A 16,638-nucleotide genomic window follows, 5' to 3' on the forward strand; every position below is an offset into this window, starting at 1 on the left:
ACGTCGCAGGCCAGGCAAGGGGGCCGTTGAACAAGCGTCCCGACCCCTGCTCGCTTGACGGCGAGTCCGCCCCGTGCGCATATCGCCCTGCACTCACCCATGGGGACCGAAAACAGCATGGCCAGCCGCAAGCCCGTCGCCGGAAAGGCCGATTGGCGCACTATTTTTCGCCAGAGCATCGCGCGCAGCCTCGTCATAGCCGGGGCGGTGGGGCTGGCCGCCTTCACGATTTTCCTGACCCTCGCCTTCCTGACCTATGACAGCACCGATGCGGCGCTCAATACCGCCGCGAACGGCAATGCCGCGAACTGGATGGGCGGCGCCGGGGCGTGGTTCGCCGACCTTGGCCTGTCGATCGGCGGCGCCCCGATCGTGCTGCTGCTCCCCTTGCTCGGGATCATGGCGTGGCGGCTATGGTCGGGCGAGCCGCAACCTTTTTGGCCGCGACAGCTCGCCTATAGTTTTGCGGGTATATTGCTCGTCGGGCTCGGCGCCGAACTATGGGCGCCCGCGAACGGCGCGCCGATGCCCGCGGGTTGGGGCGGCATCATCGCGCTCGTCGTCGGCGGGGCGGTGGCGCCCCTGTTCGAACTGGCGGGCGACCCCGTCGCCGCGCTCGCCCGCTTCGGGACGATCCTGCTGCTCGTCGGGATCGGCCTCTGGCTCGCCTTCCGTGCGCTGCGGCTCGAAAAGGGCTGGGCGTCGCGGCTTAGGCTTCCGGCGGCCGAGGGGGGGCGGATTGTCGACCCCGCGCGCACCGACGACGGCACCGTCAAGGCGCCCAATCTGATGGAGCGCGTGATCCGCCCGCGCCCGCGCGCCGAGCCGATCGACCGTGCTCCGCCCGAGATCGCCGAACCGGTGCAGCGCGCCGCGCCGTCGAAGCCCAAGGCGAAGCCGCAGACCGAACTGTTCACCAACTATCAGCTTCCCTCGATCGACCTGCTCGCCCCCGCGCCCGAGCGGCAGGCGGGCGCGATCGACAAGGCGGCGCTCGAACGCAATGCGCGCCTGCTCGAATCGGTGCTCGAGGATTTCCAGGTCAAGGGCGTGATTACCGCGGTTCGTCCCGGCCCCGTCGTCACCATGTACGAACTCGAACCCGCGCCGGGCACGAAGGCGAGCCGCGTGTCGAACCTCGCCGACGATATCGCGCGCAACATGTCGGCGCTGTCGGCGCGCATCGCGCCGATCCCCGGCCGCACCGTGATCGGCATCGAACTGCCCAACGCGCACCGCGAGGCGGTGGTGCTGCACGAAATCATCGGCAGCGCGCTGTTCCAGGACCAGACCGGCGCGCTGCCGATCATCCTCGGCAAGAACATCAGCGGCGACCCGGTGATCGCCGACCTCGCCCCGATGCCGCACCTCCTGATCGCGGGGACGACGGGGTCGGGCAAGTCGGTCGGGCTGAATGCGATGATCCTGTCGCTGCTCTATCGCCTCGGCCCCGATCAGGTGAAGATGATCATGATCGATCCCAAGATGCTGGAACTCAGCGTCTATGACGATATCCCGCACCTGCTTGCGCCCGTCGTTACCGAACCCAAGAAGGCGATCCGCGCGCTCAAATGGGCGGTCGAGCAGATGGAGGATCGCTACCGGATGATGTCGTCGCTGTCGGTGCGCAACCTCGCCTCGTACAACGACAAGGTGCGCGGCGCGCTCGCCAAGGGCAAGTCCTTGGGGCGCCGCGTCCAGACCGGCTACGATCCCGACACCGGCCAGCCGGTCTATGAGGAAGAGACGCTCGACTATGCGCCGCTGCCGCAGATCGTGGTGGTGGTCGACGAGCTTGCCGACCTGATGATGACCGCGGGCAAGGAGGTTGAATTCCTGATCCAGCGCCTGGCGCAAAAGGCGCGCGCGGCGGGCATCCACCTGATCCTCGCGACGCAGCGTCCGTCGGTCGACGTCATCACCGGCGTCATCAAGGCGAATTTGCCGACACGCATCAGTTTCAACGTCACCTCGAAGATCGACAGCCGCACCATTCTGGGCGAGGCGGGCGCCGAACAGTTGCTCGGCAAGGGCGACATGCTCTATGTCCCCGGCGGCAAGCAGATCACGCGCATCCACGGTCCCTTCGTCTCCGACGACGAAGTGCGCGCGGTCGCCGATCACTGGAAGGGGCAGGGCCGTCCCGACTATATCGAGAGCGTCACCGAAGACCCCGAGGACGGCGGCTTCGCGATGGAAGGCGCCCCGGCGGGCGGCGACAGCGCAGAGGACCGCATGTATGCCAAGGCATGCCAGATCGTCGCGGAAAGCCAGAAGGCCTCGACGAGCTGGCTGCAGCGACAGTTGCGGATCGGCTACAACAGCGCGGCGCGCCTGATCGAGCGGATGGAAGAGGAAGGCATTGTCAGCGCGCCGAACCATGTCGGCCGCCGCGACGTGCTGACCGATCAATATGGCCAGCCAAGATGATCTCGGCCAGACTCATGTCGGCAACGCTTCGCCGCGGCGAGCTTGCCAGTGATTTGCGACCACCTAGGCTGTGGTTGCGGGGGATAGCGACATGACTAGCATTCGATCCGAGATTGATGCCAATTTTGATGCGTTTCAGCGCCAGCTGCATGCGAGTCTGACCTCGCATAGAGGGGAATTTGCGCTGCTGCGCCACGGTCAGATCATCGACTTCTTTGAATTCCCCGGCGCGGCGCTGATTGCGGGGAAAGAACGATTTCCCGACGCGCTCTTCTCGATCCAGGAGGTCAACGACGAACCCATTGATTTGGGCGTCTGGTCGCATGCCTGAAATCGAGTGGCGGCATGATGGCCGCCGCATCGTCATTCCCGCCGCGATTCTGCGGGCCGACGATCCGGCCGATCTTCGTTTCCATCCAGTAACGGCGCTGGTCGATACCGGCGCGACGTCGAGCGGGATCATGCCGGCAGTCGTCGAAGCGCTCGATTTGGCTCCGGTTGGGAAGCGGCTGGTAAAGGCTGCACACGGCGAGGCCATGGTCGACACGTTCGTTTTCCGTATCGGGCTGTTCGCCGACACATCGGACCGGATCCAGCCTTCCTTTCCCTATGTATTCGATGGCATAATGGGTCTCCGCTTTGGGCCCAGCGAGCATTTCGATGCCAGCGTCGGCATGGATATCCTCGGCCAATGCGATTTTTCCATCGCCCGGAACCGAAGTTGCCGCCTGACATTTTGTTGAAGGTGCAGTTCAGGGCGGGTTCAATGCCCGCATGGCATGCTCGGCCGCCCAATAGCAGAATAGAGAGCCAGATGATCTTCCAGACCAAGCTCACCCGTCTTGCCGCCTTCACCTTCGTTCCCGCGCTCGCCGCGGGTTTTGCGATCGCCGCCCCCGCGATCGCACAGTCGGCCAGCGCGTTGGCGTCGGTGCAGTCGCACCTCAAGGCGACGAGCTCGATGACCGCCGATTTCGTCCAGACCGACCGCAACGGCCAGCGCCTGTCGGGCAAGCTGACCCTGAAACGTCCCGGCAAGATCCGCTTCCAGTATCAGAAGGATGTCCCGCTGCTGATCGTCGGCGACGGCAGCCGATTGACGATGATCGACTATCAGGTGAAGCAGGTGCAAAGCTGGCCGGTCAAGAATTCGCCGCTCGGCGCGCTGCTCGATCCCGAACGCGACCTGTCGAAATATGCGAAGGTGATTCCGACCGGCAGCGACGAGGTGCTGAGCGTCGAGGTCAAGGATCCGAAGCGACCCGAATATGGCACGATCACCATGGTGTTCATCCGCGACGGGTCGGCGCCAGCCGGCCTGCGTCTGCGCGGCTGGGTGGCGCTCGATTCGCAGAACAACCGCACGCGCATCGACCTCAGCAATCAGAGGTTCAACGTCGCGGTCGCCGATTCCGCCTTCAAATGGACCGATCCGCGTCCGCGCAAGAAGGTGTGATCGGAATGCTTCGACGAACGGCGCTTCAGAGCCGACGAACGACAGCAGACGGCACGTTGTTCAGCTTGGCGACAGGGAAACCGGGCTAAACAACTCTCGAAGACGCCGCCACGGCCTCCGGATTTGGGTTTCCCCCTGTTGCCCCAGCCGGAATGCCAGGCCTCTTCATTCAAGAGCGTGACGAACGCTGACCTTGAACCCCCGTTCCACCGCCCCTGGAACGGGGGTTTATGTTTGCGCGTGTCGTTTTGCCGCTCGCGCTCCGTTGCTAACGACGCGCTGCGCCGATAGAGCCAGCCGAATGACCTTCAGCATCGCTTCGTGGAACATCAACAGCGTCCGCGCCCGCATCGGGATCGTCGAGAAATTCCTGCGCGAGGAAGCGCCCGACGTGCTCTGCCTGCAGGAGACGAAGGTCGAGTGCGGCCTTTTCCCGAAGGCCATGTTCGAACAGCTCGGCTACACCCATATCGTCACCAACGGCCAGCGGATGCACCATGGCGTCGCGACGATCAGCCGCGTGCCGCTGACCGAGGTGCGCAAATATGACTGGCAGGCGAATGGCGAGGCGCGCCATATCGGCGTAACGCTGCCGTCGGGCGTGCGGCTCGACAATGTCTATATCCCCGCCGGCGGGGATATTCCCGACCGCAACCTCAACCCGAAGTTCGGACAAAAGCTCGACTTTTTCGGCCGCATGACCGAATGGTCGGCAACGCTCGTCGATACGCCGACGATCCTGACCGGCGACTTCAATGTCGCGCCGCTCGAAAGCGACGTTTGGAACCACAAGGCCTTGCTCGATGTCGTCAGCCACACCCCGGTCGAGGTCGAAACGCTTGCGCGGTTGCAGTCCGCGTCGAACTGGGTCGACCTCGGCCGCCACTTTATCGAGGCGCCGACCCCGCTCTTCACCTGGTGGAGCTACCGCGCAAAGGACTGGGAGGCCTCGAATCGCGGCCGTCGGCTCGACCATATGTGGGTCACCCCCGACCTGATGGCAAAGGCGGTCGCGCACCGGACCGTCCAGCCCGCGCGGAGCTGGGAGCGCCCGTCGGATCACATCCCCATCGTCACGGAGTTCGCCTTTTGAGCGAGATCGCCGACCAGCCGCACGCGCGGAGGGCCGCGCGCGCGATCGATGCGCTACGCCGCGGCTGGCCGTTCCGCGTGACCGGCGCCGACGGCACGCTCGATCTGCTCGCGGTCGAGAGCGCGCGCGACACGGCGCTGGCCGACTTCGGCAGCAAGGATCTGCTGCTGTCGGGCGAACGCGCCGTGACGCTCAAGCTCACCAACCAGCGCCCCGCCGCGACGCCGGGGCCGGTGCGGCTCGCGGGCGCGACCGACAGCGTCGCGGCCGCGCTGGCGATCGCCGACCCCGCGCTCGATCTCGCTCACCCGCTCAAGGGGCCGTTCCAGACGATCGCAACCGGCGGCGAGGCGGCCGCCAGCGCGGCGATGACGATGGCGCGCCACGCCGGTCTGCTCCCCGCCTTTTTGGTCCGTGAAGCGAAGGGTGCGGCGGAAACCCAATGTTCGGTCGAGGACGTCGCGGCGCTGCTCGACCCGGCGCGGCTCGAGATTGCGGCACGTGCGCGTTTGCCGGTCGAGGCGAGCGAAACGGCGGAGATTGTCGCCTTCCGTAGCCCCGAGGAAGCCTCCGACCATGTCGCGCTCGTCATCGGCAAGCGCGATCACAATCCGCCGGTGGTCCGCCTGCACAGCGAATGCCTGACCGGCGACGTGCTCGGCAGCCTCAAATGCGATTGCGGCCCGCAGCTTCATGCCGCGCTGCACGCGATGGCCGATGCGCCGTGGGGCGTGCTCCTCTACCTCCGGCAGGAGGGGCGGGGGATCGGGCTCGTCAACAAGCTGCGCGCCTATGCGCTGCAGGACCAGGGGTATGACACGGTCGACGCCAACCTCAGGCTGGGCTTTCCGGTCGAGGCGCGCGATTTTGCGATTGCGGGACGGATGCTGGAGTTGCTGGGCATCCCGCGTATCCGGCTGATGACCAACAATCCGGAGAAGGTCGCACGGCTCGAGAAGGAAGGCGTCGAGGTCGTCGAGCGCATCCCGCTCGCGCTGCCGACGAACAAGTATAACGAGCAATATCTCGCGACCAAGCGCGACCGGACAGGGCATCAGCTTTAGCCGTTTGTTCCCGCTGCGCGGGAGCGGGCCGGTGCCGCCGGTGCCGTCAGGCAGCGAAAATCAGTGGACGAACCGCGCCACCACGTCGCGGTAGCTGCGGCTGACCTTCACTTGCGCGCCCGATCCCAGCACGAGGAAGCATTCGCCGTTGGTGTGCGGCTTGACCTGCTTGACCTGGCTGAGATTCACGATCGTCGAGCGATGGACGCGCTGGAAGTTGCGCGGATCGAGCCGCTTTTCCAGATCCTTCATCGTCTCGCGCAGGATCAGCGAATTGTCGGCGGTGTAGATGCACATATAGTCGCCCGCGGCGTCGATGCGTTCGATGCTGTCGACGTCGACGCGGAAAATCTGGCCGCGGTCCTTGATGTTGATCATCTTTTCATAGCGGTCGGCGGCGTGCGCGTCGGCCTGAACCTCGGCGTCATAATCCTCCACCGCCTCGGGTGCGACCTCGGCGAGCACGGTCTTCAGCCGCTCGACCTCGGCCGCGCCGCGCTTTTCGGCGAGGCGCTGGCGGACACGGTCGAGCGCGTCGGCCAGCCGCTCGGGCTCGACCGGCTTGACCAGATAATCGACCGCCTGCGCCTCGAACGCGCGGATGGCATGGTCCGAATAGGCGGTAACGAAGACGACCAGCGGCGGCTCGACCTCCATCAGGCCCTGGATCACCGAAAAGCCGTCAAATCCCGGCATCTGGATGTCGAGGAACACCAAGTCGGGTTTATGCGTCTTGATCTTTCTGATGGCCTCGCGGCCGTTCTGCGCGGTGTCGACCACCTCGACATCGGAATGCGCTTCGAGCCGCAATTGCAGGCCCTGGGTCGCCAGTTTTTCATCATCCACCAGGATGGTTCTGATCGTCATGTCCGTTCGGTTCCAATCGTCGTCACTTGTCCATCGGGCTGAAAAGGAAACTCGATAATCACCGTGAAACCTCCGTCGGCGCCCGACTGCACCTCGAACCGCTGCTGGTCGCCATAAGCCTGCGCCATCCGGTCCCGGATATTGGCTAAACCCACACCGGTCGATTCCGTTGCAATCACGCCAGTGGTGGGATCAACACCCCCCTCTGACAATCCTGCCCCCGTGTCCGACACGGTGATCCGGACGTTTTGACCGGCAAGCTGAGCCGAGAGCGTGATGTCCGCGCCTTCCTCCTGCGGCGTGACGGCATATTTGATCGCATTCTCGATCAGCGGCTGGAGCAGCAGCGAGGGCAGGCGCGCGCGCTGGACCGCGGGGTCGATGTGGAAGTGCGGGCGCAGCCGGTCCTCGAAGCGCATCTTCTCGATATCGAGATAGAGCTTCAGCGTCTCGATCTCCTGCGCCAGCGTCACCTGCGCGGTCGGTTCGTTCGCCAGCGTGTAGCGCAGGAAGGCCGACAGGCGGGAGAGCATCGCGTTCGCGGGCTCGGTCTGTTTGAGCAGCACCAGCGTCGAGATGCTGTTCAGCGTGTTGAACAGGAAATGCGGGTTCAGCTGGTAGCGCAGCATCGCGAGCTGCGCCGACGCCGCCTGCGCCTCGAGCCGCAGCATCCGGTCGTTCTGTTCCTCGAGCTGGAGGAAATAGTTGATCGCGAAATAAAGCGCCGACCAGGCGCCGAGCGAGGTTGCATCGATATAGATCGCGCCGAGGAGCAGGCTGGTGAAGCCCGCCTCGCTCGCCGGATTCTGGATCTGCGCGACCCATGCGTCGATGAACGCCCAGAGCGCGACGGCGAGGCCCGCGAGCCCGAAGCTGACCCCCCACATCAGGATCGGCCGCCGGTTGATCAGCGCACGATAGCAGACCGACAGGATCAGCGTCAGCGAGAAGCCGGTGATCGCCGAAATCGTCTGCGGGATCAGGAAGGTGAAGGGCTGGCCGTTGGCGAGACCCGACACCCCGCGCAGACCGAGCCATGCGGACCAGCCGAGGATCTGGAGATTCCAGAAGGCGCGCACCTTGTTGCCGAAAAAGGGACCCGGCGACGAAAAGCCGAACAAAGGCATCGAGGAGGATGCGGACACGGATGCGGAGGCGGGCTTGGTCGCCATGGTCAACGGGGCTGGATCAAAAGCTTTGCGCGCGCGGCGGCAGCGATCATTCGGCCGCGACCGCCGCCATTCGCACGCGCGCCTGACCGAGCGGCTGCAATTCGGAGCGATGCTTCCAGACCAGCTCGCCATAAGCCAGCGAGCGGCCGTCGTGCGCGGTGATCGTCACCGGTCCGATCGGCTGCTCGTCGCGTGTGTCGACGAGCACGGGGGTCGAAGGCACGCCCGCGCCCCATTTCTCTCCCCACTGGCGCAGCGCGATCATCGCGGGCAGCAGTTCGATGCCCTTCTGCGTGAGCTGATACTGCACCTTCCGGCGATCCTCGGCCATCACCTCGCGCGCCATGATGCCATGGTCGACCAGCTTCGACAGCCGGTTCGACAGGATGTTGCGCGCGATCCCGAGCTCCTGCTGGAATTCCTCGAAATGATGGACCCCGTTGAACGCGGCGCGAAGGATCATGAACGACCAGCGCTCGCCCATCGCCTCGAGCGCGAGCGGCAGCGCGCAATTGTTGCCGTAAATATCGTTCAGCGGTTCGCGTAATTTTCCCATGCCCCATGCCCTAACGTAATTTTGCCCCTCGCACAAAAAAATATGGATCCTTAGTTGCATTTTGCAACCCGCAAACCCAATTGCATTTTGCAACCCTTCGGGTTGCGCAAAACAGGAAGGACTCCCCATGATCAAGCTTTCTTCGCCGGCGCCTCTGCTGGCGGTCGCCGGCGCCATGCTCGCCGGCCTTGGCGCGCTTGCCCCCGTCGCGGCGAACGCCGCCAGCGGCAGCTATTACCGCGCCGAGCTCGCCGGTCCGGCGCCGACGGCCAAGTTCGTCGCGCGCGATGTCGTGTGGGTTTGCGACGGCGCGAATTGCGGCGCCGGTCGCGGCACGAGCCGGCCGCTGCTCATCTGCACCGGCCTCGCCAAGAAGGCCGGCGAAGTGAAGAGCTTCGTCGCCGACGGCAAGCCGCTCGAGGCCGACGATCTCGCACGCTGCAACGGCGTGAAATAAGCCGACCGACCGGGTGGCGCGCGAACGCTCTCCCCTCTCCGCCGCCGCCCGGTCCACTCCGGTGAACGAAGCTTTTAACGAGGCTTAGCAAAATTGCGGCGCCCCCGTACTCGGCGCAAGCAAATTTCGCATTGCAATTGCGCCCGCATGAACGACATTGGGCTTGATGCTCAGGCAATATGAACTTGTCGAGCGCGTGCGCGCTTACGACCCCGACGTCGACGAGGCGTTGCTCAACCGCGCCTATGTCTTCACCGTGCAGAAGCACGGCAGCCAGAAGCGCGCCTCGGGCGACCCCTATTTCAGCCATCCGGTCGAAGTCGCGGGCATCCTGACCGACCTGCATCTCGACAGCGAGACGATCGTCACGGCGCTGCTCCACGACACGCTCGAGGACACGCTGACCACCCCCGACGAGATCGAGCGACTGTTCGGCAGCGACGTCGGGCGGCTCGTCGACGGGGTGACCAAGCTTTCGAAGATCGAGGCGCAGACCGAGAATGAGCGCGCTGCCGAAAATCTGCGCAAGTTCCTGCTCGCCATGTCCGACGATATTCGCGTGCTGCTGGTCAAGCTCGCCGACCGGCTGCACAATATGCGCACGCTGCATTTCATCAAGAATCCCGACAAGCGCCGCCGCATCGCCAAGGAGACGATGGATATCTACGCGCCGCTCGCCGAGCGGATCGGCATGTATGAATATATGCGGGAGATGCAGCTGCTGGCGTTCCGCGAGCTGGAACCCGAGGCTTATGCGACGATCACCGGCCGCCTCGCCAAGCTGACCGCAGGCGGCAAGGACAAGGTCGCCGCGATCAGCCGCGAGATCAAGGACCTGCTCGCCGAGGCGGGGATCGAGGCCGAGGTCTCGGGGCGCGAGAAACATCCCTATTCGATCTGGCGCAAGATGCAGGAGCGGCACGTCAGCTTCGAGCAGGTGACCGACATCATCGCCTTTCGCGTGATCACCCCGTCCGACGCCGATTGCTACGCCGCGCTGGGGCTGATCCATCGCAAGTGGAAAATGGTTCCCGGCCGCTTCAAGGATTATATCTCGACCCCGAAGCGCAACGGTTACAAGTCGCTGCACACGACGATCATGCATCAGCAGAATATGCGGATCGAGATCCAGATTCGCAGCCTGGGCATGCATCAGCAGTCCGAATTCGGGCTCGCCGCGCATTGGGCGTACAAGCAGGGCGGCGCGGCGCCCGACGGGCAGGCGGGGTGGATTCGCGATCTGCTGGAGATCCTCGAACAGACCCACGATCCGGAGGAGTTTCTCGAGAATACCCGCATCGCAATGTATCAGGACCGCATCTTCGCCTTCACGCCGAAGGGGAGTTTGCACCAGTTGCCGAAGGGGGCGACCCCGGTCGATTTCGCCTATGCCGTGCACACCAAGCTCGGCGACCGCACCGTCGGGGCGAAGGTCAACGGGCGGCTCGTGCCGCTCCGGACGCAGCTCGCCAACGGCGACACGGTCGAAATTCTCTCGTCGGACAAGCAGACGCCGCAGCCGGCCTGGCTCGGCTTCGCGGTGACCGGCAAGGCGCGCGCCGCGATCCGCCGCCATGTCCGCTCGAAGGAAAAGGTCGAGCTCGCCGCGCTCGGCCGCAAGATGTACGACGAGATCGTCGCGCGGCTGCCCAACAAGGTCGGCGACAAGGCGCGCGCGGCGGCGCTGACGCGGCTCAAGCTCGAGGACGACAGCGCGCTCTATGTCGCGATCGCCAAGCAGCGGGTTTCGGACAATGCGGTGCTGGAGGCGCTGGTCCCCGGCATCACCGCCGAGATGAAGACCAAGCCCGGCAAGCTGGCGCAGGGCGCGGCGGTGTCGATCGCGGGGTTGACCCCCGGGGTCGCCTACCAGCTTGCCGATTGCTGCCATCCGGTGCCGGGCGATCGCATCGTCGGCCTGTCGCGTCCCGGCGAGGGGATCGAGGTGCATGTCATCGACTGCCCCAGGCTCGCCGACGGCGTCGACGCCGACTGGATCGACCTCAGGTGGCAGGAGGATAGCGAGGGCGGCAACGCGCGGCTGTGCGTCGTGATCCTCAACGAACCCGGCACGCTTGCCGAAATGTCGGGCATCCTTGCCGCCAATTCGGCGAACATCACCAATTTGCGCCTGTCGAACCGCGAGGGCGGCTTCCATACCTATGACGTCGTCGTCGAGGTACGCGACGTCCACCATGTGATGCGCATCCTGTCGGCACTGCGCGCGTCGGACAGCATCGTGCAGGCCGAGCGGCTTTAGGCGAAAAGCGCGTCCGGCGGGATGGTGGGAAATCTTTCCTTCGGCGGGAAAGATGCTAGGGCAAACCCATGACCGAAATTCTGCGCAGCGATGTCTTGATCTCCGGCGGCGGCCTCGTGGGTCAGGCGCTGGCACTGGCGCTCGCGCATCACGGCCTGTCTTCGCAGATCGTCGATCCGGCCGACCCGGTCGCGACGATCGCACCGGGTTTCGACGGCCGCGCCTCGGCGATCGCCAGCGCGACGTGGCAGATGTTCGAGGTGCTGGGGATCGCCGGCCGCCTCGCCGGACATGGCTGCGCGATCCATGCGATCAAGGTCAGCGATGGCGGCCAGGCCGGCGAGCTCGACTTCGTGACGTCGCCCGAGGACCGCGCGCTCGGCACGATGGTCGAGAATCGCCGGCTTCGCCTCGCGCTCGCGGCGGCGCTTGCCGAAGCGCCGCTGGTGCGGCTGTTCATGCCGTCAACGGTCGTCCATCGCGAGATGGGCGCTCATGGCGTCACATTGACGCTCGGCGACGGCACCCGGCTCGCCGCGCCGCTGCTGATCGTCGCCGAGGGGCGCCGGTCGCCGACGCGCGATGCCGCGGGCTTTGGCATCGCGAGCTGGTCCTATCATCACCACGCGATGATCGGCGCCGTGGCGCACGGCAAGTCGCACGGCAATGTCGCGCACGAAATCTTCTTCCCTTCCGGGCCCTTTGCGCTGCTGCCGCTCGTCGACGACGACCAGGGGCGCCACCGCTCGGCCTTCGTGTGGACGGTTTCCGAGAAGGACGGGCCGGGCTTCGCGAAGCTCGGCGATCGCGGCTTCACCGCTGAACTCGAAAAGCGCGCCGGCGACCTGCTCGGCTCGATGGCCCTCGTCGCGCCGCGTATGACCTATCCGCTGGGTTTCCATCACAGCGCAACGATCGTCGGCGACCGCATCGTGCTCGTCGGGGACGCGGCGCACGGAATCCACCCGATCGCGGGGCAGGGGCTCAACCTTGGCCTGCGCGACGTCGCCGCGCTTGCCGAAGTGCTGGTCGAGGGCGCGCGCCTGGGGCTCGATCTCGGCGATGCGGCGCTGCTTGCGCGCTACCAGCGCTGGCGCGGGCTCGACAGCCTGATGGTCAGCCTCGCGACCGACGGGCTCACCCGCCTGTTCGGGATTCCCGGCCGCACCGCGTCGGCGGTCCGCCGCGCGGGGCTCGGCGCAGTCCAGCGAATGCCGATGCTCAAGCGCTTCTTCATGGACGAAGCGCGCGGCGAGGCGGGCGACCTGCCACGCCTGCTGGCAGGTGCCGAAATATAGGTAGTATTACCTAGGCGCGCGCCATGCGCCCGCTAACCATCGCCGCCTATCCCTGTCGCACGGCCATCGGACGGCCCTGATGGGGGGAACGGTCATGTCAGCGAAAAGCGATGCACTCGAACAGGCGGTCACCACGTTGATCCAGGCCCGCGCCGCGCTCGAGGCCGCGCCGGGTGCCCGCGCCCGCGCGCGCGTCGACCGCGCCTTTGCAGCGCTTGCGACGCTTGCGGCGCCGCGCATCCGCTATTTCACGCGCAGCTATGGCCTGTCGGACGTCGCCGAAGATGCGCAGCAGGCTTGCGCGATCGCGCTGCACCGTGCCGCGGACCATTATGATCCCGCGCGCGCGCTCTTCACCACCTATGTGAACTGGCAGATTCGCGCCGAACTGCAGGCGCTTCGCCTCCGCCTGCACGGCGACCAGCGTTGCGCGGGGCGTCGGCAGGTCGCCGCCACCTTGTCCTACGAGGCGCTCGCCGACGAGGGCGTTGACGAATGGCTCGTCGATCCGGCGGCCGAGGAAGCGACCGAGCAGGCGGCGTCGGACGGAATGGCGGCGCGCGTTGCCGACCGGCTCGTCGCCGAATGGGCATCGCGTCGGCAATCGGCGCTGCTGCGAACGCCACGCGGCGCGGCGGCACCGGCGCGGGTTGCGGCAAAGGTGCGCGACGAAGGGGCGCTCGTCCGGCGCCAGCTTGCCTATACCGAGGCGCTGGTCGAACGGCTTGGCGAGGCCGACCGTCATACGGTCCGCCGCGCCTTCGCGGATATGGGGCGGCTTGCCGGGGCCAAACCGCACTGATTTTTCGTTGACGTGAAAGCCGGCGCCACCCGGATCACTGCAGCGTCGCGCGTCCGTCCTCGCCGTCGAAGCGGCCGAAGAATCGCATCATCTGGACGACCAGTTCGGCGCGCGCGTCGATCGGGCTCGCCTCGAGCAGCGCTTGCTTCGCGGCTGCGTCGAACGGCGCGACCTGCGCGATGCCGTTGACCAACGTCGCGTCGTCGAGCTGGCCGACCGAATCCCAGTCAACGACATAGCCCTGCCGCGCCGCAAAGCGCTTCGCCTCACGCTCAAGGCTCGCGCGCTCGACGCTGGCGAGGGCGGCATCCTCTTCGGCTTCGACCTCGATCTCGGCCTCGACCTGCCGGAACGGCGTCGTGACGTCGAGCTCGCGGCGGACGCGGAAGCGCGCGACACCTTCGAGGACGAGGTTGAAGCGGCCCTCGTCGAGCGCCTCGACATCGACGATCCGCCCGACGCAGCCGACGTCGTAGAGCGCGGGCGGCTCGACATTTTCCTCGCCGGGGATCTGGCGCGGCTGGATCATCCCGATCTGCCGGTCGCGCGCCAGCACTTCCTGCACCATCGCCTTGTACCGCGGTTCAAAGATATGAAGCGGCAAATGCAGCCCCGGGAACAGCACGGCACCGGGCAGCGGAAAGATCGCGATCCGCTGGATGGTATGCAGGGGAGCGGTGGCGCCCATCAGCCGAACAGGATCAGCGACAGGCGGCGGCGCTGCGCCGCGACCCACGGATCCTCGAGGCCGACGGCCTCGAACAGCGACAGCAGCTTTGCGCGTGCCGCGCCATCGTTCCACTCGCGATCGGCGGCTATGATATGGAGCAGATTGTCGGCGGCGGCGTCGCGCCTCCCGGCGCCGATCTCGGCGGCGGCGAGGTCGAAGCGCGCCTGATGGTCGTCGGGATTGGCGGCGACCGCGGCCTCGAAGCCCGCCAGCTCGCTCGCGTCGGGCGCGTCGGCGGCGAGCGCCAGCGCGCTTTTCGCCTGCACGATCGCGGGATCGCCCGCAATTTCGGCGGGCACTGCGTCGAGCGCGAGCCCCGCGCCCTCGGTATCGCCCGTCAGCAGCAGCGCCCGAATCAGCCCGCCGTGGGCGGCCGCGTTGTCCGGCGCCATCTCGGCGATCTGCGAAAAGATGCCGGCCGCGCGCGCGCCATCGCCCTCGGCAAGCACCGCCTCGCCCATTTCGATCAGCGGCGCGATCTCGACCGCCCGATCCTTCGCGGCGCTTTCGACCGGAAGCTGCGCCAGCAACTGGTCGAGAATCGCCTTCAGCTGGCTTTCGCTGCGCGCATTGGTCAGGTTGGCGACCGGCTGGCCCTGGAAGATCGCATAGACGGTCGGGATCGACTGGACCTGGAACTGGCTGGCGATGAAGCCGTTCGCGTCGACATCGACTTTCGCCAGCACGACGCCCCTGTCGGCATAATCGGCCGCAACCTTTTCGAGCACCGGTGCGAGCTGCTTGCACGGCCCGCACCATTCAGCCCAGAAGTCGAGGATCACCAGCTTCGACATCGACGGCTCGACGACGTCGCGGCGGAAGGCTTCGACGGCTTCTTTTTCCTGCGGGTTCAGACCGAGAGTGGCCACGGCGGCGGTGCTCCTTTTTGTGCGCTTGTCCGCTTATGTGGGATTTGCGCGCGATATGCCAACCCTTCGCAGAAAATCGCAAACAGGGCTTGCCGACTCCGAAAGCCGATGCTAATCGCCCGCCTCACCCGCTGGGAGCCACCCGTTTCCAGCCGCCAGAGCGGGCGTAGCTCAGGGGTAGAGCACAACCTTGCCAAGGTTGGGGTCGAGGGTTCGAATCCCTTCGCCCGCTCCAGTTTTCCGAAATCGACGAACGATCGCCGGCCTTACGGCGCGCGCAGCAGCGCCACCGTCCCGTGGCCGCCGTCGGCGCAGACGCTGACGATCGCCCATGACCCGGAAGGCAGCGCCGACAGTTCCTTGACCGCCTGGCTGAGGTCGCGCGCGCCGGTCGCCGCGAAGGGGTGGCCGATCGCGACCGAGCCGCCGTTCGGGTTGACCCGGTCCCACGGGAAGGGGCCGAAGTCGAAATCGACGCCCGCGCGGTCCTTCGTCCAGCCGGGCTTTTCGAGCGCGGCGACGTTGGCGAGCAGTTGTGCCGCGAAGGCTTCGTGGATTTCCCACAGCGCGACGTCCTCGTAACGCAGCCCGTGCCGCGCGAGCAGGCGGGGGATCGCGAAGCTCGGCGCCATCAGCAGACCGTCGACATGATGATCGACTGCCGCAATCTCCTGATCGACCAGCTCGGCGAAGGGCGTTCCGGCGGGCAGGCGCGACAGCCCCGCCTCGGTCGCGACCCACAGCGCCGCGGCACCGTCGGTGATCGGCGAGCTGTTGCCCGCGGTCAGCGATCCCTTGCCCGATTTGTCGAAGGCGGGCGGCAGCGCGGCAAGTTTTTCGGCCGAGGTGTCGGCGCGCGGATTGGCGTCGCGCGCGAGTTCGGGGAGCGGAATGACGAGATCGTCGAAGAAGCCGCGCTCCCAGCCCGCGACCGCGCGCTGGTGGCTCTTCAACGCCCACTCGTCCTGCGCTTCGCGGGTAATGCCCCACGCCTGCGCCGTTTCCTCCATATGGTCGCCCATCGTGCGGCCGGTGATGCGGTTCGCCCAGCCCTTGACCGGCAAGGTCAGGTCGTCGGCGGTCAGCGCCTGCAAGGCGGCGATCGCGGCGGGCGGGTCGGTGCGAAACAGCTTCGTGATCCGTTTCGATACGTCGAGCTTGAGCCCGATCGGTGGATTGCTCATCACCTCGGCGCCGCCGACAAGCGCAAGGTCGGCGCTGCCGCCGAGCATTCCGGCGGCGGCAAAGGCCGCGACCATGCTCGTCGAACAGGCAAGGACAGCGGAGAAGGCGGGAACGGTCGGGTCGAGCCCCGCATCGAGCCACACTTCCCGGCCGATATTGCTCCACCCGAGGCTCGGGATCACCGTGCCCCAGACGAACAGGTCGGGGCGCGCAATATCGGCCATCGCCCTGGCGAGCGGGACCGACAGGCTGATCGCGTCATGGTCGGCAAGCGCGCCGCCGCCGCGTCCGAACGGGGTGCGAAGGCCGGAGGCGACGAAGATTTTCCGGGCGTAGCGCTGCATGGTCATGAACTCCCGATGCGGATCGCGGGGCGGCGGAAATGCCGCGCGCAACGTC

Annotated in this window: 16 protein-coding genes and 1 tRNA gene; 11 read left to right on the top strand and 6 right to left on the bottom strand. The window is 66.3% G+C overall.

The genetic code is table 11. The features are described 5' to 3' along the window. Positions 1–117: 117 nt before the first annotated feature. The 6 genes from J1N50_RS13295 to ribA all read left to right on the top strand — a co-directional run bounded on the left by J1N50_RS13295 (position 118) and on the right by ribA (position 6,043). Positions 118–2,430: an FtsK/SpoIIIE family DNA translocase gene (locus tag J1N50_RS13295; RefSeq protein WP_215354214.1), complete on the top strand. Its 2,313-nt coding sequence runs from the start codon at positions 118–120 to the stop codon at positions 2,428–2,430. Between the two features lie 91 nt (positions 2,431–2,521). Further along, positions 2,522–2,761: a hypothetical protein gene (locus J1N50_RS13300; RefSeq protein WP_215354216.1), complete on the top strand. Its 240-nt coding sequence runs from the start codon at positions 2,522–2,524 to the stop codon at positions 2,759–2,761. Further along, positions 2,754–3,173 (top strand): aspartyl protease family protein, encoded by a 420-nt coding sequence (locus tag J1N50_RS13305; RefSeq protein ID WP_215354218.1) that lies wholly within the window; start codon positions 2,754–2,756, stop codon positions 3,171–3,173. The genes J1N50_RS13300 and J1N50_RS13305 overlap by 8 nt, the downstream gene beginning before the upstream one ends. Before the next feature lie 71 nt (positions 3,174–3,244). Continuing rightward, on the top strand, positions 3,245–3,886 hold the full coding sequence (locus J1N50_RS13310) for a LolA family protein (protein WP_215354220.1): 642 nt from the start codon (positions 3,245–3,247) through the stop codon (positions 3,884–3,886). Between the two features lie 301 nt (positions 3,887–4,187). Further along, positions 4,188–4,979, top strand: coding sequence for an exodeoxyribonuclease III (locus J1N50_RS13315; protein WP_215354222.1), 792 nt, complete (start codon positions 4,188–4,190; stop codon positions 4,977–4,979). Positions 4,980–4,984: 5 nt separating this feature from the next. Continuing rightward, complete coding sequence (gene ribA, locus J1N50_RS13320; protein WP_215354265.1) at positions 4,985–6,043, top strand: GTP cyclohydrolase II; 1,059 nt, start codon at positions 4,985–4,987, stop codon at positions 6,041–6,043. A 60-nt stretch (positions 6,044–6,103) separates the two neighbouring features. Here ribA and J1N50_RS13325 read toward each other — a convergent pair whose 3' ends face one another. From J1N50_RS13325 to J1N50_RS13335, 3 genes are all read right to left on the bottom strand, one after another. Then, complete coding sequence (locus tag J1N50_RS13325; protein ID WP_215354224.1) at positions 6,104–6,910, bottom strand: LytR/AlgR family response regulator transcription factor; 807 nt, start codon at positions 6,908–6,910, stop codon at positions 6,104–6,106. Next, positions 6,907–8,037, bottom strand: coding sequence for a sensor histidine kinase (locus J1N50_RS13330; RefSeq protein WP_215354227.1), 1,131 nt, complete (start codon positions 8,035–8,037; stop codon positions 6,907–6,909). The genes J1N50_RS13325 and J1N50_RS13330 overlap by 4 nt, the downstream gene beginning before the upstream one ends. 91 nt (positions 8,038–8,128) lie before the next feature. Then, positions 8,129–8,638 (bottom strand): winged helix-turn-helix transcriptional regulator, encoded by a 510-nt coding sequence (locus J1N50_RS13335; protein ID WP_215354229.1) that lies wholly within the window; start codon positions 8,636–8,638, stop codon positions 8,129–8,131. A gap of 127 nt (positions 8,639–8,765) precedes the next feature. Here J1N50_RS13335 and J1N50_RS13340 point away from each other — a divergent pair, with 127 nt between their 5' ends. The 4 genes from J1N50_RS13340 to J1N50_RS13355 all read left to right on the top strand — a co-directional run bounded on the left by J1N50_RS13340 (position 8,766) and on the right by J1N50_RS13355 (position 13,455). Next, entirely contained in the window at positions 8,766–9,095 is a 330-nt protein-coding gene (locus tag J1N50_RS13340) for a CC_3452 family protein (protein WP_215354231.1), read from the top strand. A 166-nt stretch (positions 9,096–9,261) separates the two neighbouring features. Next, on the top strand, positions 9,262–11,355 hold the full coding sequence (locus J1N50_RS13345; RefSeq protein WP_058456042.1) for a RelA/SpoT family protein: 2,094 nt from the start codon (positions 9,262–9,264) through the stop codon (positions 11,353–11,355). Positions 11,356–11,423: 68 nt separating this feature from the next. Continuing rightward, complete coding sequence (locus J1N50_RS13350; protein ID WP_215354233.1) at positions 11,424–12,653, top strand: FAD-dependent monooxygenase; 1,230 nt, start codon at positions 11,424–11,426, stop codon at positions 12,651–12,653. Positions 12,654–12,747: 94 nt separating this feature from the next. Then, entirely contained in the window at positions 12,748–13,455 is a 708-nt protein-coding gene (locus J1N50_RS13355) for a sigma factor (RefSeq protein WP_215354235.1), read from the top strand. Positions 13,456–13,489: 34 nt separating this feature from the next. On the opposite strand, the gene J1N50_RS13360 is transcribed toward J1N50_RS13355, so the two are convergent. Together J1N50_RS13360 and J1N50_RS13365 are read right to left on the bottom strand one after the other, a co-directional pair. Further along, positions 13,490–14,143: an LON peptidase substrate-binding domain-containing protein gene (locus J1N50_RS13360; RefSeq protein WP_215354237.1), complete on the bottom strand. Its 654-nt coding sequence runs from the start codon at positions 14,141–14,143 to the stop codon at positions 13,490–13,492. Next, positions 14,143–15,054, bottom strand: coding sequence for a tetratricopeptide repeat protein (locus J1N50_RS13365; RefSeq protein WP_215354240.1), 912 nt, complete (start codon positions 15,052–15,054; stop codon positions 14,143–14,145). Before J1N50_RS13365 ends, J1N50_RS13360 begins: the two co-directional genes overlap by 1 nt. 160 nt (positions 15,055–15,214) lie before the next feature. On the opposite strand from J1N50_RS13365, the gene J1N50_RS13370 reads away from it, so the two are divergent. Continuing rightward, positions 15,215–15,289, top strand: a tRNA-Gly gene (locus J1N50_RS13370). Between the two features lie 31 nt (positions 15,290–15,320). Here the strand turns inward: J1N50_RS13370 and J1N50_RS13375 are convergent. Continuing rightward, positions 15,321–16,589 carry a thiolase family protein gene (locus J1N50_RS13375; protein WP_246553489.1) on the bottom strand — a complete coding sequence of 423 codons (1,269 nt, stop codon included), beginning with the start codon at positions 16,587–16,589 and terminating at the stop codon, positions 15,321–15,323. Between the last annotated feature and the right edge of the window lie 49 nt (positions 16,590–16,638).

The organism is Sphingopyxis soli, assembly GCF_018682675.1.
Lineage (GTDB): Bacteria > Pseudomonadota > Alphaproteobacteria > Sphingomonadales > Sphingomonadaceae > Sphingopyxis > Sphingopyxis soli.